The sequence below is a fragment of the Enterococcus sp. C57 genome (assembly GCF_040887305.1).
Taxonomy (GTDB): Bacteria; Bacillota; Bacilli; order Lactobacillales; family Enterococcaceae; genus Enterococcus_B; species Enterococcus_B hirae.
The window spans coordinates 222,180-246,250 of record NZ_JBFOFP010000001.1; the positions used below are offsets into that span (position 1 = coordinate 222,180).

Here is a 24,071-nt window from a genome sequence, read left to right on the forward strand (position 1 = left end):
TGTTAGCAGAAAAGCGATTACTGTTAGGAAAACAAATGTTGTTTTTTAAAAAGAATGGGTAAAATTGTTTTGAGATTCGATTAGGAGGGAAATATAAATTGAAAAATTGGTGGAATAATCCTCAATTTAGGTACTGGGGCACGGTTGTGGTACGAACATTATTGTATAGTGCAATTATTTTTATGTTGATTTATTTGTACCATTATAAAAATGTCCAAGGCGGATCTTTTATCTATAATGAATTTTAGGAGGAAGACGATGGATATTCAAACAATCGTTGAATCAATTGATTTTTTTGGTCAAACGGAACCAGATCGGGTCGTTTATCAGACAGAAACCACAGAGCATACCTATGGGGAGCTAAAAAGAAAGTCCGATGCTTTAGCAGCTTATTTAGACAGAAATCTACAGAAACAGGGACCAATCGTGGTTTTTGGAAATCTAGAGTTTGAAATGATCGTTTCTTTTCTGGGTGCCACCAAAGCTGGTCATGCCTATCTTCCGATTGAAGAGCATACGCCGAATGAGCGAATTGAATCAATTCTTCGAGTAGCAAAACCAGTTTTGATCATTAGTGTCGGTGACTGGCAGATGGAAACAGATGGTATCCCAGTGATTTCTCGGGAAGAATTAGCAACGATCACGAAAAAAGAGAGTCAATACGAAACAACACATCCAGTTAAAGGTGACGAAAATTATTACATTATTTTTACCTCTGGTACTACAGGTGAGCCCAAGGGTGTGCAAATCAGTCATGATAACTTATTGAGCTTTGTTCGTTGGACGATCCAGGAATTTCATCTTGAACAGGGTCTACGTTTCTTAGCACAAGCACCATTTTCGTTTGACTTATCGGTTTTTTCGATTTATCCAGCACTTGTGACAGGAGGAATGTTAAAACCCTTAGAAAAAGCGGTTATTCAAGACTTTAGACAATTATTTTCTACTTTAGCAAAGTTGAAATTAGATGTCTGGGTGTCAACTCCTTCATTTATCGATATCTGTTTGATGGAACCCACTTTTGATGCGGAACATGTACCAGATCTAGCCACTTTCTTGTTCTGTGGGGAAGAATTAACCAAAAAAACAGCGCAAGAATTATTGAAACGATTCCCTGAAGCCCGTATTTATAATACGTATGGACCAACGGAAGCCACGGTTGCTATTTCAAGTATCCAAATCACTCAAGGTATTTTAGATCGCTATGAACGTTTACCGATTGGTTATATCAAAGAAGATACCGAGGTTCAGATTGTGAATGATCAAAAAGTGCAACCGGTCAATCAAACAGGTGAAATTATTATCTTGGGTCCTAGTGTCTCCAAGGGGTATCTGAATAATCCAGAAAAAACCAAAGCTGCTTTTTTCAAGAAACAGGATCAACAAAGTTATCATACTGGCGATGCTGGGTTTCTTAATGAGGAAGGTCTTTTGTTCTATGAGGGACGAATGGATCAACAGATAAAACTTCATGGGTATCGTATCGAATTAGGAGATATCGAACACGGGCTTTTGTTAGATGAACGGATTAAACAAGCGATAGTTGTTCCAAAATACCAAGGAACTAAAGTTCAACAACTAGTTGCTTTTATTGTATTAGAAGAAAATTCGCCAGAACCAAGTTTTAAACTCTCTAAATCAATTAAGGAAAAATTGGCACATTCGGTCATGGATTACATGGTCCCTCAAAAAATCAATTACATTGATCTTTTACCACAAACGGTGAACGGGAAAATCGATCGGAAAAAATTAATAGCTGAGGTGAATCCTCAATGACCTTTCCACATATGATCCCGTACGCAGAACCTTATTATTTTCTGCTGTTAATCATCGGTTTAGTACCGATCGTGCTATCATTGTTGATTCGAGGGAAAAGATTGCCAATTTATCAAACACTCATCACCTTGCTTTTCTTATTCATCAGTTTTGGTGGTGTCTATTGGCAACAAGGTGTAGCCTTGATTGCATATGTTGTTTGGCAGACATTATTAGTTTGGGCTTACTTCGTTTACCGTCAAAAGAAAAATCAAGGTATTTGGTTTTACTTAGCGGTGATCCTAGCGATTTTCCCATTATTTTTAACAAAAGTCACACCGTTTTTTGCCCATGGGAAAGAATCTTTTCTAGCTTTTCTAGGGATCTCCTATCTAACCTTTAAATCTGTTCAGATGATCATGGAAATTAGGGATGGATTGATCAAGAACTATCAGCCTTTTCGTTATATTCAATTTTTACTCTTTTTTCCAACGATTTCATCTGGACCAATCGATCGCTATAGAAGATTTGAAAAGGATCAATGTCAGCCGCCTGCAACTGAGAAATATCTGACATTATTAGAAAAAGGTATCCAAAATATTTTTCTAGGTTTTTTATACAAATTTATTATTGGCTATTATTTGGGTCAAGTGTTGTTACCAATCGTTTCCAAAGCTGCCTTGCAACATGGTGGTTTTTCTTGGTCATTAGTAGGATATACCTATGTGTATAGTTTATATCTGTTTTTTGACTTTGCAGGCTATAGTTTGTTTGCGGTGGGAACGAGTTACTTGATGGGGTACCAAACACCAATCAACTTTAACAAACCATTCTTGTCTTGGAATATCAAAGAATTTTGGAATCGTTGGCACATGACGTTATCATTTTGGTTTCGAGATTATGTTTATATGCGCTTGATGTTTTTCTTGATGAAGAAAAAATGGTTCAAAAGTAAAATTGTAACCTCGAATATTGGTTATTATGCATTATTCCTATTGATGGGAATCTGGCATGGTCTAACTTGGTATTACATCGTGTATGGGTTGTATCATGCTACTTTGATTTGCTTAACCGACGTTTGGCTACGATTCAAGAAAAAACATAAAAAACAACTACCATCCAATTGGTTTACTCACGCTTTTGCTGTCTTTATGACTTTCCAAGCAGTTTGTTTTAGTTTATTGATATTTTCGGGCTTTTTAGACCAACTTTTGTTTAAGTAAAGCAGATGATTATCTAAGACTTAAAAATGATTTATTTTACATTATGATTATTTAAGGAGAGATTATATTATGGAAGAACAAATTTTAACTATTTTAGAAGACATTACGGGAACAGATGAAATAAGAGAAAATCGAGAGCTTGATTTGTTTGGTGAAGGATTGCTGGATTCACTTGCTTCTGTTCAATTATTAGTCGAATTAGATGGACAATTAGATGTTCAAGTCCCTGTTTCTGAATTTGATCGTGAACAGTGGGGCACACCGAATAAAATCATTGCACAAGTACAAGAATTGAAGGGATGAGAATGAAAAAGAAATTATTTGCTATTTTCGGTCCAATCCTTTTAGCCTTTGGATTGATAGCAGTTTTTTTCACTTCTTCGTATCGTGTGGATCTAACCGACCCAACAATCATAAAAAAAGCTTCTACATCCATGTCCGAAAATGTGTTAAAAGGAGATACCATCAAAAACGAAGCCTTAGCTGAAAAAAAATATGTTCCTTTTTTTGGTTCAAGTGAACTCAGTCGGATCAGTCCATTTCACCCATCCGTCTTGGCGGAGAAATACCATCGTGATTATCGTCCCTTCTTATTAGGGGCACCTGGGACACAATCATTAAGTCAGTATATGATGATGCGCTCTGCAGGAGATGATTTGAAAAATAAGAAAATCGTTTTTATCATTTCTCCACAATGGTTTGTCAAAGATGGCGTAAAAAAAGATTATTTTGATACGTATTATTCACAGTTACAAACCCTTGACTGGCTGTTCTCATTGAAAAAAATCACTCCTGCTGACCGTTATTTAGCTAGAAGACTTTTACATTTTTCTATCGTTAAAAAAGATGAAAAATTGACGGAAATGTTACAAATGATCAAAAAAGGTCAACTTCCTTCTGTTGAAAAACGAAATCAATTGCGCTTGAACTGGAATATTTTAAAAAGAGAAGATGAAATGTTCAGCAATATTGGTCTGAAAAGTAAACAAGGCAAAATTGATCAGGCAATGAAGCCGTTGCCTGCTAATTATCAAGAAAAAGTTCTGGCAAACCTAGCGGAAAATATTGGGAGAAAAAGTACAAGCGACAATTCTTTTGAGTTAAAAAATGATTTTTATAAAGAGCGCATTCGTCACCACTTAAAAGAGCTGAAAAATTCTCAAAAAAATTGGGATTATCGTTTTTCACCTGAATTTTCAGATTTTCAATTAGTCCTACAGCAATTAGCCCAAGAACAGGCAGAAGCATTATTCATCATTCCACCTGTGAATCAAAAATGGAGTGATTATACTGGGTTATCTCAAGAAATGCTTCAAGGATTTGCAAAGAAAATCAAATTTCAATTGCAGAGTCAAGGCTTTGATCGGATCGCAGATTTTACAAAAATGGCTGATCAACCTTATTTCATGGAAGACACCATTCATTTAGGTTGGAAAGGGTGGCTAGCAGCAGATCAACGGATTAGACCGTTTTTAGAAAACCAACAACAACCAAGTCACTATCAATTGGATCCATCATTTTATAGTAAAGACTGGCAAAAACATTCACCAAATGATTTAAAAGAAAACCAACAGTAATGGAGTTTCGAACACGAAGTGCATAAAAGAAACGCTCGTTTACTGCTGTCAGTCCATTTAAGAGAAAATAGCGATTGCTATCGTATGCATTATGCAAAAAAGCCAGGATTATTGAAAGTTATTCGGTAAACTTTCGAGGAATCCTGGCTTTTTTCTAACTGAAAAAATCGTTCTGCTGAAAAGCACACCTAATAAATGGTATAATCTAGCTATCAATACGAGAAATGAGGGAGACGTTTTGGATAAAAAAGAAGAACAGTTATTGATTGATCTGACTTCAGCCAAAGGAGTACCAGGCAATGAAGAAGAAGTGAGACAAGTCTATAAAAAGTATGCAAAAGACTTTGCGGAAGATATTTTTTATGATGGTTTAGGTAGTATTATCGCCAAACATGGTTCTGGTGGTGGACCTAAGATTTTTATTTCCGGTCATATGGATGAAGTGGGATTTATGGTGACTAAGATCACTGATAAAGGTTTTTTGGAATTTCAAACATTAGGTGGTTGGTGGGGACAAGTGATGTTAGCCCAACAAGTGGAAATCAAAACGCAAGCTGGGAAAGTGATCCATGGCGTGATTGGTTCGAAACCGCCACATGTTTTAACCCCACAAGTAAGAAATAAACCGTATGATATCAAGGATATGTTTATTGATATTGGAGCGACAAGCGATAAAGAAGCAAAAGAATGGGGTATTCGCCCTGGCGATATGGTAACCCCATATATTGAGTATAAACGGTTGAATGGCGGTAAATTTTTACTAGCTAAGGCTTGGGACAATCGCATCGGTACAGCTGTTTCATTACGAGTTCTTGAGAATTTAGCAAAAGAAGGACATCCCAATGTTTTATTCGCAGGGAGCGATGTGCAAGAAGAAGTTGGCCTTAGAGGGGCACGCACAAGTACACACTTAGTGAATCCAGATATCGCCTTTGCTTTAGATACAGGAACAGCTGGAGATACACCGGGGATGACGCCAAAAGAAGCGGATTCGATTTTGGGTAAAGGTCCACAAATCTTGATTTTTGATGCTTCAATGATTCCACATAAAAAACTGTTGAATTTTGTGATTGATGTGGCGGAAGAAATGGATATACCATTCCAATACACCGTCATTACTGGTGGTGGGACAGACGCAGGACAGATGCATTTGACAAGAGATGGGGTACCGTCTGTGGCGATTACTGTTCCGGTACGGTATTTGCATTCACATACTTCAGTGATCCATGAAGATGATTATTTGAATACTGTGAAATTAGTGACGGAATTAGTGAAGCGATTAGACCACAAAACAGTTGAAAAGATTAGGAGTTATGATTAATGGAAACAAAGTTATCACTTTCAGATTATCGCAAAAAAGCTCGAGCTAGCCTTGCGCAACAATGGGGAATCAATGCTTGGCTAGTCTTTCTTTCGATGTTTGTTGCGGGTTTGATCCAAATGTTTTTTGAGGGATTTTTTTTCGTAGATAGCACGCAACAACAAATAGTTAGCTTTTTACTAGAGAATTTCCTTTTATTTGCTTTTTCATATGCCTTATATTACATTGCGCTGGTAGTCGTTCGTGGTGGCAGAGCAAAAAGTAATTTATTGTTTGCCGTCTTTCAAAAAAAATATTTTGGACCTATTTTAGTGATTAATTTGATCAATGTTGTGATCAATTGGATCATTAATGCCCTTGTTTTATTACCAGGTTTTTTGATTGGTGGTGTCAATACTTATACACAATTACTATTTAATTCAAACACAATTTCAACAGATGTGTTATCAGGGAATGCTTTGGACATTAGTTACGTTTTGACCACCCTGCTCATGACCTTTGTTTCTCTTTTGTTGATGAGTATTGTAGGCGGATTGTTTCAATTTGCGGCTTGGACTAAATTTGATTACCCAGAACTTTCAATCATCCAGTGTTTGCAATACGCGTGGTATTTATTAAAAGATCGTTTAGGTACTTATATCCTATTACAACTTTCATTTATCGGGTGGTACCTTGTTGGAGCCCTAGCCTTGTTCTTTGGTTTATTGTGGATTATCGCCTATGTCAATGTGACTATTGCAGGTTTTTACGAGCAAGCAAGACTTGAAAAAGAACCCCCAGCTACTTATTTTTCATAAAACATGAGAGAGGTTTCACAGAAAAAACAGGATTCTATTACATTGATTCTGAAAGGAGAACGATCATGAAATTAACTGTATTAGGTTGCTTAGGAGCCTATCCATATAAAAATCAAGGAACGACTAGCTATTTATTGCAGTCAGCTGGCTTTAACCTACTGATCGATGCTGGTAGCGCCACCTTGATAAAATTACAAGAGCATCTTGAACCGTTAGAACTTGATGCGGTTATCTTGAGCCATTACCATCATGATCACATCGCTGATCTAGGTGTATTGCAATATTATTGGCAACTACATCCTGAAAAAGAACCAGGAGCTATCTTGCCAATCTATGGTCATACTAAAGATACTTTTCATTTTGATGAGTTAACAATGCCGAACGTGTCAGAAGGACGTGGCTATTTTGAGGCAGAAGAATTGAAAGTAGGTCCTTTTTTAATCACGTTTATGGAAACCATCCATCCAGTGGTGTGCTATGCCATGCGGATCGTCGAAGAAGAGACTGGCAAAGTCTTTGTTTTTACAGGTGATTCCGGCTATTTGGAAAGTTTTGTAGAATTTGCTGAAAATGCAGACTTATTTCTAGCAGATACTTATCTGTTTGCTGGTAATGAACGACACAAAGCGCACTTTACGTCAAAAGAAGCGGGGGAACTTGCGAAAGCAGCAAAAGTCAAAAAGCTAGTATTGACCCATTTACCTCAATTTGGGGATCTTACACAATTACAGAACGAAGCGCAACAAGCTGCGGGTGATACAGTAGAAGTAGCACTAGCAAAAGTCGATAAAGTATTTGATATCTAGGAGGAAGACAATGATTTTTGTACCGAATGACAAGCATGATCCACGTATCAATCTAGCAATTGAACAATTTTTACTCCAAGAAATGCCTGTTGATGAACCGATTTTATTGTTTTATATCAATGAACCATCTATCATTATTGGGCGTAATCAAAACACGATCGAAGAAATCAATCGAGATTACGTTGAACAACAGGGCATCCATGTCGTTCGTCGTTTAAGTGGCGGTGGAGCCGTCTATCACGACTTTGGAAATTTAAACTTTAGTTTTATCATGCCTGATGATGGCGATTCTTTCCGTGATTTTGCTAAAGTTACTAAGCCAATTATTCAAGCTCTTCACGAATTAGGGGTATCTGGAGCAGAATTAAAAGGCCGAAATGATTTAGTGATTGATGGTATGAAATTCTCTGGTAATGCGATGTATGCAACGAATGGTCGGATGTTTGCCCATGGAACCATCATGTTTGATTCTGACATCAATGAAGTGGTCAATGCGTTAAAAGTAAAAAAAGATAAAATCGAGTCCAAAGGGATCAAATCGATTCGTTCTCGTGTGACCAATATCAAACCATTTTTACCTAAAGAAAAACAAGAAATGTTAACAGAAGAATTTCGTGATGAAATTCTATTAAAAATATTTGGAGTAGCAACGCTGGCAGAGGTTAATACGTATCAGCTAACAGACAAAGACTGGATCAAAATCAACGAAATCTCTGATCGCTATTATCGTAATTGGGATTGGAATTATGGGAAATCACCTGATTTTAACTTTTCGAGACAAAAGCGGTATCCGATTGGTTCGATCGAAGTCCATCTGAATGTGTCACATGGTTTGATTGATGATGTGAAAATATTTGGTGACTTCTTTGGGTTAGGAGAGATAAAGGACGTCGAAGAGAAACTGATTGGACAAAGATATGATAAATCAGTTTTAAGTGATGTAGTAAAAACGATTGATATCAAAAAGTATTTTGGTGCGATCGAAGCTGAAGATTTTCTTGCTCTTTTATATTGATCGAATGTTAGTCATTAGTCAAAAACAGGGAACACCAATGATTGGTGTTCCCTGTTTTTTATCTTTTTTTGAGAAAGAGAACGAATATTATTTTGTCCGCTCAAACCTTCATTCAATGAATCAATTTTCCAATCTACCAAAGACATTATATGCTTTTCTTGGGATTTGTTTTAGTCAATTGGATGATTAAACGATCTACCTGACTATCTTTTTCCTGAGTCAACGTTCCTGCATAACGTTCCGCCACATCTTGGATTATTTTTAAATCAAACTGTTCTTGTTCAGCAAAGTTTTCGGTAATTCCTTGTGAAAAGAGATTTGTTTCATAGTTTGCGCTATGTTCACAACGAATCAATAGTTGATTTTCTTTTTCCTGCATCGATAAATAAATTTTTCGATGCATTGGATCTTCAATGGCATGTGTTTCTCTAAAAGAATGTTCTAAGACATGAATCAGTATTTGGGTCAAGTCATCATCATTGACGGTCAATACTTCTGGTAGTTCGGCTTGAAACTTCACTTTGATATTTCGCTTTGATGCAATTTCTTGATAACGAGCTAAAATAAGATTAGTGAGTTGGTGAGAGGAGTAAGAGAAAATAAATTCAAAATTTCGAGCATTAGTTAAGATAGTTTGCACATAATTTTGTACTTCATCGGTTTCTTCTTCCTTGACCAAGTGTTCTAAGTTTTCCATAGTTTGGATAAACTCAGTTCTTAATGTACTGATTTCTTGAATGTGATCACGTAGCTGATCATAATGCTGTTCAAGTAAATCCGATTTTGTTTTCAAGAAATTAACAGTTCGCTGATGCTTATCAAAGCTGATGATGTACTCGATAATATTATAACAAATGATAATAATCAGAATAATCATAAATAGAATAGTAGACCAATTAATATTTGCATTATAAATACCTAATGATGGTTGGATATAAAGCATACAATGGAAAATGGCAATCAGCACAATCCACGGTGTACAAGCAATGAAAAAACGATTATTCCGATAGGCTTCCCCAACACAGACAAGGGAAGTAACTAATGTACTGATTACACTAACCGCATTAACAATGGGCATTAGTTCAGTTAATTCTCCTACTGTCATCAATGAATAAATAAGGACACCTATTTGGATGGAGACTTGCAGAAAACAAAAGAGACCATATATTTTTTGATAATGTTTCATTCGGGATAAATAATACAAGACCAGAAATACTGAAGTTAAAATAGTAAATGTATCAGATAAAATCGAATGGACGATTGGTTCAAAAAGGATGCCGCTTAATATATCTTCAGAGATTGATTCAAACCCTAAGACTAACGCAAAACAACTGAGAATGATCAGTGAAATATCTAGTGTCTTTTTTTTGTAAAGCTTAAAAATGGCGTACACCAATATCCCAATTCCTAAAAAGATGGCAATGATCATGGTAACTACTTGAGGAACAGATTGGGAAAAAATAAAGCTGATGATTGGTCCCGTATTTCCAACATAAACTTTTGGTGGAATACCCGAATAGTTTTCATAAGGTGAAGTAACTTCGATTTTTAAGTGTTCACCAGCATAATGTGTAGGCAGATCAATAACTGCCAAAGATAAACCAGGATGAAGTTGGTCTTGTTCATTTGTTCGATCATATAAAAGTTGATCATTTAAATAAACTTTTATCCATTGGTTGTTTCCCCGAATCACTAAGTTCGAATCATCCATCTCTTCTTTTAATATAGTTTCCATCACAAAAGTTTCATTTCTTTCAACTGTTGGAAGGTAACTAATATAATGACTATCAAAACGAAAATCAGGTTCATTTTTTAAGTAAAATTCCCATGAATTTTTTATTTCTTTGACCTTTCCACTATCAGAAGGAGTAAAAATATAATAAAAGAAATATACTGTTATCATTAAAAATAACGTTGATAATAGAATAGTGAAAAACCATTTTATCTTTAATGAGTTCGCTTTTTTAAAATATTCAATGTTATTAAAAAAGTTCATAATGTGTCCTTTCTAAAAGTAACATTTTTTTTAGGGTAAACGTTTTTTGTTTTCTAGTCAATCATAAACCTGCATAAAGTTAGATAACCAGAGTTATTTTTTAGATTTTTTTTAAAATTCTTTCAATTCGTTGTAGAAGAAATAGAGTTAAAATTGATAAAATTAAATCGTTATTATATGATGGGAAATAAGAAATGAGTAAAGGGAGTGGAAACTAGTGCCATTTTATAAAAAAATAACCTATATTAGTTCAATTACACTGATTGTTATTTTAGCGATCATTTTGAGCATTATTTTACTTCCTAAAATAGCTGGTCTATCAACCCATATTATTGAAGATCGTGGTATGAGTCCTTACTATAGCCAAGGAAGTTTGATCTATGTACGTCCGAAGAAACCAGAAGAATTGTTGGTTGGTGACGTGATTACGTACTATGAAAACTCAGGAGAACAAATAACCACCCGACGAGTGATCGCAGTGGAAAAAGACCATCAAGACTTTTATACTAAAGCAGATAGTTCCACGCAGACCGAATCTGGTGTAGTGGGGAGAAGATACATCATTGGAACGCCCATTTTTCAGATTCCCTATATTGGCATTCTTTTATCAAAATCAGCATTTACTTGGATGCGCTGGCTATTTTTTACTATCGCCTTTTGTTTAACAGGTATTACAGCTTGGAATATGCTAGATGAATTTGAAAAAAAGAAAAGTTTCAATCGGTTTTTTACTCATAGCCAACGAAAAGGAAAGTGAGTGTAAACTTGTTTGCAACTTGTGGATTTGTCAGGTTATTCGTATAATAATTTGGAAGAGGAGGCAGATTATGCGTAATGAAATGATGCATCGTCCGGTAGTAAAAGAAGAGTTAGTTGATTTTATGCGGACAAAACAGAAAAAACTGTCTGGAGAACTTGGTTTGATTGAAGAAGAAGCCCATTTAGCGGAAGTACCGATCATTCCCCATGAAACAGTCGTATTCATGCAGTTTTTATTAGGGCAATTAAAACCAAAGAATGTTTTAGAAATTGGTGCAGCTATTGGTTTTTCTTCTAGTTTGATGGCTCAATTAATCAGTGAAAAAGGTCACGTCACGACGATCGATCGTTTTGATGTTATGATCAAAAAGGCCAAGGCAACTTATGAAAGACTTGGCTTAACCGAAAAAGTTACTTTACTAGAAGGACAAGCGGCTGATATTTTACCAGAACTAACTGGGCCTTATGATTTTATTTTTATGGACAGTGCCAAATCGAAATATATTGAGTTTTTACCAGAATGTTTACGTCTGCTAAAAAAAGGTGGCGTATTGATGGTTGATGATATTTTTCAAGGCGGAACGATTTTATTGCCTGATGAAGAGATTCCTAGAGGCAAACGTGCCATTCATCGTAAATTAAATGAATTTTTACAGGTCGTCATGACCCATCCAGACTTGACTTCCACATTAGTGCCGCTAGGTGATGGTGTGATCTTGATAACTAAAGAAAAAGAGCAAATTCATCTACCTTAAGAGTATTTACCTTGTTACGACAAAAAGCTTGCTTTTTGTCGGACACTAGGTAAAAGAGGAACGCTTTCTATTGAGCAATCTTTTTTATTGATAAAATAACTATTTCATATTGACAGAACCAAAATGATTCTATATAATTATTTTTGTTCCGAAAAAGCTGTCATAGTAGCTCAGCTGGATAGAGCATCCGCCTTCTAAGCGGACGGTCGGGGGTTCGAATCCCTCCTGTGACGTAAAAAAAAAACCAAAACCGGTAGAAACGAAAGTTTCTACCGGTTTTTCTTTGTTCTGGTAGTTGGACCAAATGGGTACGTAGCAAGTATTCTTATGATACGCAGTCTAATCAGGTAGGACCTAGGTATGTGTTAAAAAAGAATATATTGGATGTTTTTCTAAGTAAAAGGAGTAGGTAAAATTTTTACTCTACAAATTCATACATTCGTGTATTTTAACTTCGTTTAAGCAGAAATCAGTCCATCCTCTATAGGTGGATGATGTTTGATATCGGGGGATCCAAGGCTTTTTTAATCGCTACAAGTGTGTTTGTTTTTTTATTTTTGAACGGTTCGGCTATACTTATTCTAAGCCGATAAGCAGAAATGAATAGGGGGAGAAAATATGTCGATTATTTCACAAATTATCATTACATTAGTCGCAATTGAATTTTTTTATATCATGTATTTAGAAACCTTTGCTACAACTTCTAAAGCAACTGGCAGAGTATTTAAAATGAGTCAAAAAGAATTAAGTAATCCGTCGGTACAAACGTTATTTAAAAATCAAGGTGTTTATAATGGATTGTTAGGTATTGGTTTATTGTATGCCACTTATATTTCGTCTGCACCAAAAGAAATGGCAAGTTTGTTATTGATTTATATTGTATTGGTCGCAGCTTACGGTAGTATCACTAGTGACAAACTAATTATTTTGAAACAAGGTGGTCTGGCAATCATTGGATTACTGACTCTTTTGATTTGAGTTAATCTTATTTTATAAAAATTTTCATGAAAACGCCTCTAACTTTGTGAAAAAGCTGACATGAGTTAGAAAAATATGCTATTCTAGTAGTTGCGTGTTTCGTAAAATTTTTATAAAAAAGGAGTCTCTAGGTTGTTCAAAAAGTATATTATTTTACTAAATGAAGAATTTGACGGATATGATCGTCAAAAATTCCAAAAAGATTTATTAGCTGGTATTACTGTAGCTGCAGTAGCTTTACCTTTAGCGTTGGCGTTTGGCGTGTCCAGTGGTGCAAATGCTGCGGCAGGATTAATTACAGCGGTTATTGCTGGACTTATTATTGGTGGCTTGTCAGGTGGTTTTTATCAAATTTCAGGACCAACAGGCGCAATGGCTGCGATCTTGATGTCGATTGCAGCTACTCAAGGGATGTCTGGGGTGTTACTGGCGACATTTTTAGCAGGACTATTATTGCTAGTGGCAGGCATTTTTAGATTAGGAACATTGACCTCTTTTATTCCAGCTCCAGTGATTACTGGATTTACTTCGGGAATTGCTATTATCATTGCCTTGGGTCAAGTGGATAACTTGTTTGGTGTCCATTCAGAAGGTGCAAATGTGATTGAGAAGTTTCTCAGCTATCAGACCTTTGGCTTTTCGATAAATTTTTCCTCCTTTATTATGGGATTATTAGTGATCATCGGAATGATTATCTACCCCAAAAAATGGGCTCAAACTATACCAAGTTCTTTGATGGCAATTATTCTTGCAACGGTTGCGATGTTCTTATTTCACTTGCCGATAGCAACCGTGGGAAAAATTCCACAGACGTTGATCAGTAGCGATCGCTTAACGTTTGCAGCCTTTCATCTTGATTCTTTAAAAGAAGTGATGGTGCCAGCGATTAGCATTGCCTTGCTTGGCATGGTGGAAAGTTTGCTCTGTGGTGCTTCTGCGGGACGAATGGCAAACAAACCATTGGACAGCAACCAAGAACTTGTTGCGCAAGGAATCGGAAATCTAGTTTTACCATTTTTTGGAGGCATTCCAGCGACAGCTGCGATTGCCCGAACAAGTGTGGCAATTAAATCAGGGGTACAGACTCGTTTAGCTGGTATCATTCATGCTTTGGTTTTGTTTTTATCTATGATTATTTTTGCACCAATTATGTCAAACATTCCTATGCCAGCTTTGGCAGGAGTGTTGATTGTTACTGCTTGGCGCATGAATGAATGGGAAACGATCAACGTCTTGTTCACTAAGAGATATTGGTCTGGCATCTTATTATTTTTGATTACTATGGGATGTACTGTGATTTTTGACTTAAGTATTGCGATCGTCATCGGTATTATCGGTGGCTGTATTTTCTTTGTGATCAAAAGTGCGGCAATCACGATCTCGGTTGAAACAATCGATTGGGAACGAATGGATTTGCCAGAAACGAAAAAATTAGATAATTGGACAGTTGTCTATATTAGCGGACCACTCTTTTTTATGTCTGCTGAAAAATTAAAAAATACATTAGCTGATCTAAATCAAAAAGAGGGGATCATTTTTTCTATGCGTGGTGTTCCAAGTATTGATTTAACTGCCCGAGCTGTTTTTGATGAGTTTCAAGAAAAAGCTAAAATGCGAGAACAAACGATTATTTACACCTCGCTACAACCAGAAGTAGAAAAACAACTACAACATTTATGGCAAAAAGCTGGCTTTGAACAACACCAAACAGTAGCGCATGCACTCTCAGCGCTGCATGAACAATATACGTAATCAGTCATGAGCAGGAGAAATGTTTTTGAGAAGCAGGGCAAACAAAGTGTTTTTTGCAGTGTTTAATTAAAATAAGCTATAAAAATTCAAAAATCCCGAAACAGCTTTTTTCTGTTTCGGGATTTTTTACCTATGGAAGCTGTGGCTATTGATTGCTAGGATCTTTCTCGAGATAGTTTGCTAAGGTAAGCCAGTCTTTGCGGATCACGTCAGCTAATGTTCGATTGTAAAAAATAGCTGCAGGATGGAAAAGCGGGAGGATCTGGTAGCTTTTATCACTCCACTCGTAAGCATCTTTTTGTTGATTCAGTTTTAAAATAGGCCCAGTATAAAGCTGACCATGATTTTTAGAGATCGTATAAGCAGAACCTAATAACCGTTGCAAACCGATATTGCCTAATGTAGCAATCAAATGGGGCTCGACATGCTCGATTTCATAATCTAGGATCGGCGCATGAGCGAATACTTCCGCTTTCGTTGGTGTCCGATTCGGATAAACAGTTTCTGCTTGCTGAGTTCGTTTATTGAGTCGTTGGACTGTCCGATAAGGTCGACTTCTGACTGCACTAGTAATATAAACATCTTCTCTTGTCAAACCAGCTAGAGCAAGAGTTTGCATTAGTTCTTTGCCTGCTTGTCCGCTAAAAGGAATATGATTATCGATTTCTGTTTTGCCAGGAGCTTCACCTACCAGCATGAGTTTTGGGTGGAGTGGGCCTTGACCAGCAACGAAACCTTCTACCGCACGACCTTGCATACGAATCGTTGCTTCTTGAACCAATTCATCAGGATAGATCATTCGTTTACCTCCTTCGTCTTCACTAACATTATAATGAGCAAAAGGGAAAATTGCGATTGATTGACTTAAGAAAAGTTCTAGAATCTAGAGTTGACGAATGCGCTAGTTTCTGGTAATCTAGTACTGTTGTAATTGTGGACTCCACAGCTACAACCGCACAGAACGAGTTTGTAAGTACAGGTAACTGTCACTCTGGATGGCGAGTCTAAGTCTATTATAAGGAGGTGCTTTATAGCATGTACGCAATTATTAAAACTGGTGGTAAACAAGTAAAAGTTGAAGTTGGACAAGCAATCTACGTTGAAAAACTTGACGTTGAAGCAGGTGAAAAAGTTGTTTTTGACGAAGTTATCTTAGTAGGTGGCGAAACTACAAAAGTAGGCGCTCCAATTATTTCTGGTGCAACTGTTGAAGGTACTGTTGAAAAACACGGCAAACAAAAGAAAGTCGTTACTTTCAAATACAAACCTAAAAAACATTCACACCGTAAACAAGGTCACCGTCAACCATACACAAAAGTGGTTATCGACGCGATCAACGCTTAATTAGCGCTTGAGAAAGAAGGCCTGAATAATGATCAAAGGAACATTTAAACGTAATGACGCTGGTCAAATCGTTTCATTTACTTTGACAGGGCATGCTGATGCTGGTCCTTATGGGAGTGATATCGTCTGTGCAGGAGTTTCTGCATTAGCGATCAGTACTGTCAATGGGATTGCCTCATTAGCTGGTTTTGAACCAATTGTCGAAATGAATGAAGAAGAGGGCGGTTATTTATATACCGAAGTCACTTCAGGATTGACACAAGAGCAAAACAATATTGCCGAGATTCTATTAGAAAATCTCTTGTTGGGATTACAATCGATAGAAGCTGAAAATTCAGAATATATCCAAATTAAAACAATTAATGATAAATAGGAGGTGCAGACCATGTTGTTATCAATGAATCTACAATTCTTTGCCCACAAAAAAGGTGGCGGTTCTACATCTAACGGACGCGACTCAGAATCAAAACGTCTAGGTGCTAAACGCGCTGACGGACAAACAGTTACAGGTGGATCAATTCTTTACCGTCAACGCGGTACAAAAATTTATCCAGGTGTGAACGTGGGTATTGGTGGAGACGACACTTTATTTGCTAAAGTTGACGGAGTAGTACGTTTCGAACGTAAAGGCCGCGACAAAAAACAAGTGTCTGTTTATCCAGTAGCTCAAGAAGCTTAATGAACAGTTTGCTCTATCCCTTATTACGTAAAGGATAGAGCTTTTTTTATGACTTTTAATGAAAACGGTTGACAAAAAAGTGCTTAAACATAAAAATCAATAACATTCTTTACTTTTTTATTCAAAATCCTGTGCTTATCATTAGTTAAAATGGAAATTACATATTAAAAAAACAAACGTCATTCTAAATGATCGGTTTGAAAGAAATAAAAAAAGTTTCTCGTTTGAAGTATAACAATATATGAGTGGAAAAAATCACTACTATTTGTGAATGTGGTATTGTATACTGGGATTTAAAAAGGAGTGATGAATAAAAATATGAATTTAAATAACGTTTCAAAGCGTTTGTATAAATGGGACAATTTAAAGGCTTTATTAATTTTCCTGGTTGTAGTAGGTCATTTAATTGATCGGGCGAATCAAAAGAGCGACTTGTTAATGAAAATTAACTATTGGATATATATGTTTCATATGCCAGCATTCATCTTTGTTTCTGGTCTATTCAGCAAGAATACAATTCGTAACAAGGATTTCCGTAAAAGTTTTAGATATCTCAAATGGTTTTTCATTTTAAAAATTATATTTTTGATTAGCACTTTTCTCTCTTCAGGTTCTTTAAGCTTTTCCTTTTTAACAGAAAGCGGACTGCCGTGGTATTGTTTTGCTATTTTTGCTTTTCAATTAATCAGCATGGTTATTGATGGATATGACAAATACTGGGTGCTAGGCATAGCTGTTGTAATTGGTTGTTTGGCAGGATATGATGCAAATTTGGGAGATTTTCTATGTTCTTCAAGAATCTTAACTTTCTTTCCATTTTTTTATGCTGGATACTTAATTGATTATCAAAAAATGTCAAGTTATCTAAACAATTTTAAGATCAAGTTGTGCGCGTTGTTCCTTTTGTCAGGAAGTTTTTTTGTCGTTTATTTTAAGTTATATGGCACCTCACTGACGATGGGATTTTTGACCGGTAGAAATGCTTATGCGAATGTAAGCGAATTAGTAGGTCTTTATGGTGGTTTTTTCCGATTTATTTACTATATTGCAGTCTTCCTTATAATCAGTAGTTTGGTTGCTTTGATAAGTAATAAACGACTGTTTATTACGAGTTTTGGAGAATTATCCTTGATCATATATATGTTGCATATACCTATCGTCAGAATAGTGAATGATAAACTTCATTTGGATTTGTTTATTAAAAGTTTTGGTGTACCGCAGAGTATTACGATTCTAATAGTAACTATATGTATTTTCTTTTTGTGCAGAATGGAGTGGGTTCATAAGCCGTTAAACAAAATTCTCTATTTTAATGTTCCTGAAAAAACAGATAATTTGGTAAAAGGAAATGGGTATTTTAAAAGCTTTTTTTATGACCGTACTTTGACCATACTTGATAGTAAAAATGAAGAATAATTAGATGGTATGATGAGCGTATTATTATAGAAGACAAGTGTTTCGGTTATACGATCGGAGTTAATAAAAGTTCACTAGAAAATATTGGATTGGAAGTGATTGTTTATCCGAGCACTCAATAAACAGAATAAATTGAATAAACAATGAACTAAACTCAATGAAAAAAGTTCTCTCTTGTTGATTAAGAGGAGAGCTTTTTTTGTCTGTGTTTCATTACAATAGATAAAATGGTTTATCGGCGCAAGCACTTCGATCCGATCATTTTAAAGAAAAGCTTTAAGTTGAAGGGGACGTTTTTGGATCATTCTAATGAGACAAAGAGTAGCTGATCCAGTCAATATTTCTTTTAATAAGAGATATTTACTGTAAATAGTTGACGAAATGGAATTAAATTTATAGTATTATGTTTTGAAGCCAGTTAATGAAAAAGGGGCGAAACCAAATGGCGAAGCGCATTGATCGAATTTATACGTATGTCAAAGAAAAAACGGCTCATCTAAAACCGATTGAATATGATCAAGGGGTCACAACGAAAGAGATAGCTGAGGTTTTAGGAATCCAACGGACCAATAGTAGTAAAGATTTGAATCAGTTGGTACGTGAAGGAAAATTGTTGAAAACCGATGGACGACCTGTACGTTACATATATCAAAAAAATGTTGCCTATGAACAACCGACCGCCAAACATGTCATAAGCTATAAAGAAGAAAGAGTACCAGTAGAAAAAGCAAGGATTCAGATTGATACGAAAGATATTTTTGCTAAGATCATTGGCGCAAATGGGAGTATGAAAAACTCGGTTGAGCAAGCGAAAGCCGCCATTTTATATCCGCCGAGAGGTCTGAATTGTTTGATCACTGGACCAACTGGATCGGGGAAAACCTACTTTGCACATGCGATGTTTCATTTTGCCAAAGCCAATCACGTCATTAGTGAAGACAACGAGTTGATCGTCTTTAACTGTGCCGACTACGCTAATAACCCGGAATTATTGATGAGTCACTTGTTTGGGTATGTCAAAGGTGCTTTTACTGGAGCAGAAGAGGAAAAAACCGGAATCATTGACCAAGCAGATGGAGGAATGTTGTTCCTAGATGAAATTCACCGGTTACCACCTGAAGGGCAAGAAATGATCTTTTACTTCATGGATCATGGTACCTATAGTCGATTAGGAGAAACAACAAAATCTCATGAAGCAAATGTTCGGATCGTGGGAGCGACAACTGAGGACCCTGGTTCTTCTCTATTAGAGACCTTTGTTCGAAGAATACCGATCAATATCAAGTTGCCATCTTTTGAAAAACGCCCTGCAAATGAAAAAATCGACCTGGTTAAAATTATGATCGCCCATGAAGCTAACCGTATCCAGCGGCAAATTTCGCTAACTGAAGATGTTGTTAAAGCGTTGATCGGTAGTGTAACCTATGGGAACATCGGTCAGTTGAAATCGAATATCCAATTGATTTGCGCTCGTGGTTTTTTAAATCATATCAATTCTCCTGAAATTTCGATTACGATCGATGATTTGACGGAAGGGATTAGAAGTGGATTGATCCAATTAGCAAGTAATCGAGTAGCGATGTCCGAACTATCGAAGCTATTGGAGCCCAAAATTACGGTGTACCCTAACGACACAATCATGAAGATTCAATCTGATTCTTATGAACTACCCTATAATCTTTATGACATTATTGGGGACAAAGCAGCGCTATTAAAGTCTGACGGATTAGATCAAGAAGCCATCAATCACTTTATTTCAACGGATATCAACATCCATTTGAAATCTTTTTACAAGGATCATGGATTCTCATTCAATGCCGATAATAAACTAGCTGAGTTTGTTGATCCTAAAATCATCGAAGTCACCAATCAAATATATATAATGGTAAAAAATGCCTTGCCATATGAGTTTCAGCAAAATTTTATCTACGCAATGAGTCTGCATATCAGTTCTTTTTTAAAAAGAATCAATATCGGTGAAGAGCGCCATACGAATGATAATATACGTGAAATGGCAATTGATTTTCCGGTGGAGTATGAAGTAGCGAAAGAAGTTAGAAAGTATATTGAGGAGTATTTCCAAGTAACGATTCCAGATAGCGAAGATTACTATCTCACTGTCTTGCTTGTGTCGCTAAGGGCAAATCAAGCAAGCGGTCGTATTGGGGTAGTCGTGGCAGCACATGGTAATAGTACAGCAAGCAGCATGGTTCAAGTGGTCCAACAATTATTAGATGCAGACAATGTACGAGCGGTCGATATGCCATTGGATATGGATCCTAAAACGGCGCTTAGTCGGATCGAACGAATGGTGCAAGAGGTGGATGAAGGCAGTGGAACGATCTTATTAGTGGATATGGGTTCGCTTGCTTCATTTAATTCTCAGATTCAGCGAGATACAGGAATTCCTGTGCGGACAGTTGACATGGTGACGACCTCTTTGGTATTAGAGACGGTTCGCAAAGTTTCTGTGTTAGGTACGGATTTAGATATGTTATACGATTCCTTGAAAAATTTCCGTGGTTATGCAGAAATTTCGATGGAAAAAACACCTGAACCGACCGCACTCAGAAAAAAAGCCATCTTAGCTATTTGTGCATCTGGTGAAGGAACCGCACAACGAATCAAAGAATTGATCGAACGTTCTATAAGTAAACGGCAAGATGTCGAGTTGACTGTTTTGGCACTCTCTGTTTTAGAATTGGAAAAAGAATTGCCTAAATTAATCGAAAATTACCAAGTCATTGCGACTACTGGAATTACAGATCCGCAGATTGCTGCGCCATTTATTCCATTGGAGCGGTTTATCGATCAAAATATCGAGTTGATTTTAGATCAATTATTACTTGAGGCAGAATTAGATGAAACAGAAGAAGTGCCATTGAGTGAAGAAACTGCAAAACAGACTTGTGTGAAATTTATCGAACAAAATTTTACGTTTATCAATGGAACAAAATTGATTGATCCTTTATGGAATTTTAGTAATCAAGTGTCTGAGAAGCTATCGATTGAGAATCATGGATATAGTTTTAAAATCAATTTAGTTTTACACACAGTGGGGATGATTGAACGGATTTTATTAAACGAGCCATTGAATGTTGAATCAGACGAACTGGAAAAAGCGATGGAAGATCCTTTGTTTTCGTCTATCCAACAATTGTTATCCCCGTTGGAAAAGACCATCAGATTTGAAACACCTTCATCTGAAGTTTATTATTCATTAAAGCTGATTCGTAATGAATTGGCAAAAAATGAATACACTAAATGAAAAATACACAAAAAAGATACACTGTTGTTAGTGTATCTTTTTTGTGTATTGCTTCGAAACGCCTTAAAACCCTTTAGTGTATTGATAAAAAGTTGGCACGGTTCTTGCTTTTATATAAATGTGCCAATAGATGGTTATACACACAGAAAATGAGAGGGGTTTCTGTGAAGTAGTTTAACAAAAGGAGATTTGCTGATGGATATTCGGTTAGCGCGTATAGATGATCGTTTGATCCATGGACAAGTTGCAACGGTCTGGTCAAAATTGACCGGCGTGGAACGCATCATTGTTATTAGTGATCTAGTAGCCCAAGATAAATTGAGAAAGTTTCTTTTAAAAGAAGCTGCTCCACCGGGGATCATCGCAAATGTGATCACGGTGAAAAAAATGATTCAAGTTTATCAAAGCGGTTTACTAGCAACGACGAAAGTGATGCTTTTATTCACTAATCCTCAAGACGTTGAGAAAATTGTCTTAAGTGGTGTACAGCTGGATTCATTGAATATCGGTGGGATGAGTTTTTCTGAGGGGAAGACGATGATTACAAATTTTGTGTCAGTCGACCATAAAGATATTGCATCGTTCCAATTCTTGAATCAGCAAGGTGTAGAATTAGAAATTCGCAAAGTACCCGCAGATAGAAAGATCCTTTTGATGGAATTACTAGCAAAAGCCAAAAAGGCATAATATTGTTGTTGGAAAATGGTCAAATTCATCTGTTGTAATGGTTAGCAATTATTTTAATATTTGATTTGTTACAACAAAAAGAAGTAGGAGGTATAAATATGGTAGGGATTATCCTTGCAAGTCATGGACAATTTGCTGAAGGTATCTTGCAATCAGGTTCAATGATTTTTGGCGAACAAGAAAACGTCAAAGCAGTCATTTTAAAACCAAGCGAAGGTCCAGATGACTTGAGAGCCAAATTAGAAGAGGCTGTTGCTTCTTTTGATAATCAAGACGAAGTATTGTTCTTAGTTGATTTATGGGGCGGAACACCGTTCAATCAATCAAACACATTGTTTGAAGAACACAAAGACAAATGGGCAATTGTTAGTGGTTTGAACTTGCCTATGTTGATCGAAGCTTATGCGTCACGTTTTTCAATGGAATCTGCTCAAGAAATTGCAGCACATATCATTGAAACAGCAAAAGATGGTGTGAAAGTGAAGCCAGAAGAGCTTGAACCACAAGAAGCACCAAAAGCAGAAGTTTCTGATGGACAACCTAAAGGTGCATTACCTGAAGGAACAGTAGTTGGCGACGGTAAGATTAAATATGTTTTAGCACGTGTTGACTCACGTTTATTACATGGTCAAGTTGCTACTGCATGGACAAAAGCTGTTCAACCAAATCGGATCATCGTTGTTTCAGATGCTGTATCAAAAGATGATTTACGTAAGAAATTGATCGAACAAGCTGCTCCTCCAGGGGTTAAAGCAAACGTTATCCCAATTTCTAAAATGATCGAAGTTGCTAAAGATCCAAGATTTGGGAATACAAAAGCTTTGCTATTGTTTGAAAATCCTGAAGACGTGTTGACAGCTGTTGAAGGCGGCGTTGACATCCAAGAATTAAACGTAGGTTCAATGGCCCACTCAGTTGGGAAAGTTGTCGTAAGTAAAGTTTTATCAATGGGCCCTGAAGACGTAGAGGCATTTGAAAAACTAGAAAGCAAAGGAGTTAAATTTGATGTACGTAAAGTACCAAATGACTCTCGCGACAATATGGACGAAATTCTTAAAAAAGCTAAGTCTGAATTATCTAAAGCATAATTCAAAAAACTAATATTTATAGGAGGCTTATCATGTCTATTATTTCAATGATTTTAGTCGTATTCGTTGCCTTTCTAGCAGGGATGGAAGGGATTCTGGATGAATTCCAATTTCATCAACCTCTAGTGGCATGTACATTAATAGGTTTAGTAACAGGTAACCTTGAAGCAGGTATCGTATTAGGTGGTACTCTTCAAATGATCGCTCTTGGCTGGGCAAATATCGGAGCTGCTGTAGCACCAGATGCTGCATTGGCATCAGTTGCATCTGCAATTATTTTAGTATTAGGTGGTCAAGGTGTTCGAGGCGTTCCATCAGCTATTGCTATCGCAGTACCACTTGCTGTTGCTGGTTTGTTCTTAACAATGATCGTACGTACAATCGCTGTTCCTATCGTTCACTTGATGGATGCTGCTGCTGAAGAAGGTAACATCCGCAAAGTTGAAATGTGGCACATCATTGCAGTATGTTTACAAGGTATCCGTATTGCAATTCCTGCTGGAGCATTATTATTCATCCCAGCTCAAACTGTTCAATCTTTCTTAGAATCAATGCCTGCATGGTTAACAGACGGTATGGCTATTGGTGGGGGAATGGTTGTTGCTGTAGGTTACGCATTAGTAATCAACATGATGGCAACTAAAGAAGTATGGCCATTCTTCGTTATCGGTTTTGTTGTAGCTGCAATTACTCAATTAACATTGATTGCCCTAGGTGCTTTAGGTGTTGCTTTAGCTCTTATCTACTTGAACCTTTCTAAAATGGGAGGCTCTTCAAATGGTGGCGGAGGAAGCAACTCAGGTGACCCTCTAGGCGACATTTTGAATGACTATTAATCTTGAAGGAGGAAAATAA

General features: G+C 36.6%; 23 protein-coding genes, 1 tRNA gene and 1 other annotated feature. Of the genes, 22 read left to right on the plus strand and 2 right to left on the minus strand.

Features of this window, described 5'->3' with window-relative positions; genetic code table 11:
• Nucleotides 1–98 precede the first annotated feature (98 nt).
• From AB5M32_RS00975 to AB5M32_RS01015, 9 genes are all read left to right on the plus strand, one after another.
• Nucleotides 99–248, plus strand: coding sequence for a teichoic acid D-Ala incorporation-associated protein DltX (locus AB5M32_RS00975; protein WP_178286624.1), 150 nt, complete (start codon nucleotides 99–101; stop codon nucleotides 246–248).
• Nucleotides 249–258: 10 nt separating this feature from the next.
• Nucleotides 259–1,776 carry a D-alanine--poly(phosphoribitol) ligase subunit DltA gene (dltA, locus tag AB5M32_RS00980; RefSeq protein ID WP_178286623.1) on the plus strand — a complete coding sequence of 506 codons (1,518 nt, stop codon included), beginning with the start codon at nucleotides 259–261 and terminating at the stop codon, nucleotides 1,774–1,776.
• Nucleotides 1,773–2,978, plus strand: coding sequence for a D-alanyl-lipoteichoic acid biosynthesis protein DltB (dltB, locus tag AB5M32_RS00985; RefSeq protein ID WP_010719821.1), 1,206 nt, complete (start codon nucleotides 1,773–1,775; stop codon nucleotides 2,976–2,978). The genes dltA and dltB overlap by 4 nt, the downstream gene beginning before the upstream one ends.
• Nucleotides 2,979–3,047: 69 nt before the next feature.
• The gene (gene dltC / locus AB5M32_RS00990; protein ID WP_010719820.1) at nucleotides 3,048–3,281 is read left to right on the plus strand and encodes a D-alanine--poly(phosphoribitol) ligase subunit DltC; all 234 of its coding nucleotides are present in this window, start codon (nucleotides 3,048–3,050) and stop codon (nucleotides 3,279–3,281) included.
• Nucleotides 3,282–3,283: 2 nt separating this feature from the next.
• On the plus strand, nucleotides 3,284–4,555 hold the full coding sequence (gene dltD, locus AB5M32_RS00995; protein WP_368024240.1) for a D-alanyl-lipoteichoic acid biosynthesis protein DltD: 1,272 nt from the start codon (nucleotides 3,284–3,286) through the stop codon (nucleotides 4,553–4,555).
• 238 nt (nucleotides 4,556–4,793) lie between these two features.
• Nucleotides 4,794–5,876 (plus strand): M42 family metallopeptidase, encoded by a 1,083-nt coding sequence (locus AB5M32_RS01000; protein WP_010719818.1) that lies wholly within the window; start codon nucleotides 4,794–4,796, stop codon nucleotides 5,874–5,876.
• On the plus strand, nucleotides 5,876–6,673 hold the full coding sequence (locus AB5M32_RS01005) for a DUF975 family protein (protein ID WP_368024241.1): 798 nt from the start codon (nucleotides 5,876–5,878) through the stop codon (nucleotides 6,671–6,673). Before AB5M32_RS01000 ends, AB5M32_RS01005 begins: the two co-directional genes overlap by 1 nt.
• A gap of 65 nt (nucleotides 6,674–6,738) precedes the next feature.
• Nucleotides 6,739–7,479, plus strand: coding sequence for an MBL fold metallo-hydrolase (locus AB5M32_RS01010; protein ID WP_178286619.1), 741 nt, complete (start codon nucleotides 6,739–6,741; stop codon nucleotides 7,477–7,479).
• A gap of 10 nt (nucleotides 7,480–7,489) precedes the next feature.
• On the plus strand, nucleotides 7,490–8,494 hold the full coding sequence (locus AB5M32_RS01015; protein ID WP_010719815.1) for a lipoate--protein ligase: 1,005 nt from the start codon (nucleotides 7,490–7,492) through the stop codon (nucleotides 8,492–8,494).
• 145 nt (nucleotides 8,495–8,639) lie between these two features.
• Here AB5M32_RS01015 and AB5M32_RS01020 read toward each other — a convergent pair whose 3' ends face one another.
• On the minus strand, nucleotides 8,640–10,490 hold the full coding sequence (locus AB5M32_RS01020; protein ID WP_034698783.1) for a GHKL domain-containing protein: 1,851 nt from the start codon (nucleotides 10,488–10,490) through the stop codon (nucleotides 8,640–8,642).
• Between the two features lie 217 nt (nucleotides 10,491–10,707).
• Here AB5M32_RS01020 and AB5M32_RS01025 point away from each other — a divergent pair, with 217 nt between their 5' ends.
• The 5 genes from AB5M32_RS01025 (at nucleotide 10,708) to AB5M32_RS01045 (ending at nucleotide 14,734) form a co-directional block, all read left to right on the plus strand.
• A complete protein-coding gene (locus AB5M32_RS01025) occupies nucleotides 10,708–11,247 on the plus strand; it encodes a signal peptidase I (protein WP_010719813.1) in 540 nt (179 codons plus the stop codon).
• 70 nt (nucleotides 11,248–11,317) lie between these two features.
• Nucleotides 11,318–12,004: an O-methyltransferase gene (locus tag AB5M32_RS01030; RefSeq protein WP_034698785.1), complete on the plus strand. Its 687-nt coding sequence runs from the start codon at nucleotides 11,318–11,320 to the stop codon at nucleotides 12,002–12,004.
• 159 nt (nucleotides 12,005–12,163) lie between these two features.
• Nucleotides 12,164–12,237, plus strand: a tRNA-Arg gene (locus AB5M32_RS01035).
• Nucleotides 12,238–12,622: 385 nt separating this feature from the next.
• Nucleotides 12,623–12,982 (plus strand): DUF1304 domain-containing protein, encoded by a 360-nt coding sequence (locus AB5M32_RS01040; RefSeq protein WP_178286617.1) that lies wholly within the window; start codon nucleotides 12,623–12,625, stop codon nucleotides 12,980–12,982.
• Nucleotides 12,983–13,114: 132 nt separating this feature from the next.
• Complete coding sequence (locus tag AB5M32_RS01045; protein ID WP_178286615.1) at nucleotides 13,115–14,734, plus strand: SulP family inorganic anion transporter; 1,620 nt, start codon at nucleotides 13,115–13,117, stop codon at nucleotides 14,732–14,734.
• A gap of 145 nt (nucleotides 14,735–14,879) precedes the next feature.
• Here AB5M32_RS01045 and AB5M32_RS01050 read toward each other — a convergent pair whose 3' ends face one another.
• A complete protein-coding gene (locus AB5M32_RS01050) occupies nucleotides 14,880–15,533 on the minus strand; it encodes a uracil-DNA glycosylase (RefSeq protein ID WP_010719809.1) in 654 nt (217 codons plus the stop codon).
• A gap of 141 nt (nucleotides 15,534–15,674) precedes the next feature.
• Nucleotides 15,675–15,750 (plus strand) — a sequence feature (ribosomal protein L21 leader region).
• Between the two features lie 19 nt (nucleotides 15,751–15,769).
• Between AB5M32_RS01050 and rplU the strand changes: the two genes are divergently transcribed.
• The 8 genes from rplU (at nucleotide 15,770) to AB5M32_RS01090 (ending at nucleotide 24,052) form a co-directional block, all read left to right on the plus strand.
• On the plus strand, nucleotides 15,770–16,078 hold the full coding sequence (gene rplU / locus AB5M32_RS01055; protein ID WP_010719808.1) for a 50S ribosomal protein L21: 309 nt from the start codon (nucleotides 15,770–15,772) through the stop codon (nucleotides 16,076–16,078).
• Nucleotides 16,079–16,106: 28 nt separating this feature from the next.
• Nucleotides 16,107–16,451 (plus strand): ribosomal-processing cysteine protease Prp, encoded by a 345-nt coding sequence (locus AB5M32_RS01060; protein WP_010719807.1) that lies wholly within the window; start codon nucleotides 16,107–16,109, stop codon nucleotides 16,449–16,451.
• 12 nt (nucleotides 16,452–16,463) lie between these two features.
• Nucleotides 16,464–16,757, plus strand: coding sequence for a 50S ribosomal protein L27 (rpmA, locus tag AB5M32_RS01065; RefSeq protein ID WP_010719806.1), 294 nt, complete (start codon nucleotides 16,464–16,466; stop codon nucleotides 16,755–16,757).
• Nucleotides 16,758–17,063: 306 nt separating this feature from the next.
• Complete coding sequence (locus AB5M32_RS01070; RefSeq protein ID WP_368024242.1) at nucleotides 17,064–18,173, plus strand: acyltransferase family protein; 1,110 nt, start codon at nucleotides 17,064–17,066, stop codon at nucleotides 18,171–18,173.
• 442 nt (nucleotides 18,174–18,615) lie between these two features.
• Nucleotides 18,616–21,441, plus strand: coding sequence for a sigma 54-interacting transcriptional regulator (locus AB5M32_RS01075; protein ID WP_368024243.1), 2,826 nt, complete (start codon nucleotides 18,616–18,618; stop codon nucleotides 21,439–21,441).
• 195 nt (nucleotides 21,442–21,636) lie between these two features.
• Nucleotides 21,637–22,128, plus strand: a complete 492-nt coding sequence (locus AB5M32_RS01080; RefSeq protein ID WP_010719803.1) for a mannose/fructose/sorbose PTS transporter subunit IIB — start codon at nucleotides 21,637–21,639, stop codon at nucleotides 22,126–22,128.
• Nucleotides 22,129–22,226: 98 nt separating this feature from the next.
• Entirely contained in the window at nucleotides 22,227–23,216 is a 990-nt protein-coding gene (locus AB5M32_RS01085) for a mannose/fructose/sorbose PTS transporter subunit IIA (protein ID WP_010719802.1), read from the plus strand.
• A gap of 32 nt (nucleotides 23,217–23,248) precedes the next feature.
• Nucleotides 23,249–24,052, plus strand: a complete 804-nt coding sequence (locus tag AB5M32_RS01090) for a PTS mannose/fructose/sorbose transporter subunit IIC (RefSeq protein WP_010719801.1) — start codon at nucleotides 23,249–23,251, stop codon at nucleotides 24,050–24,052.
• The last annotated feature ends 19 nt before the right edge of the window (nucleotides 24,053–24,071 follow it).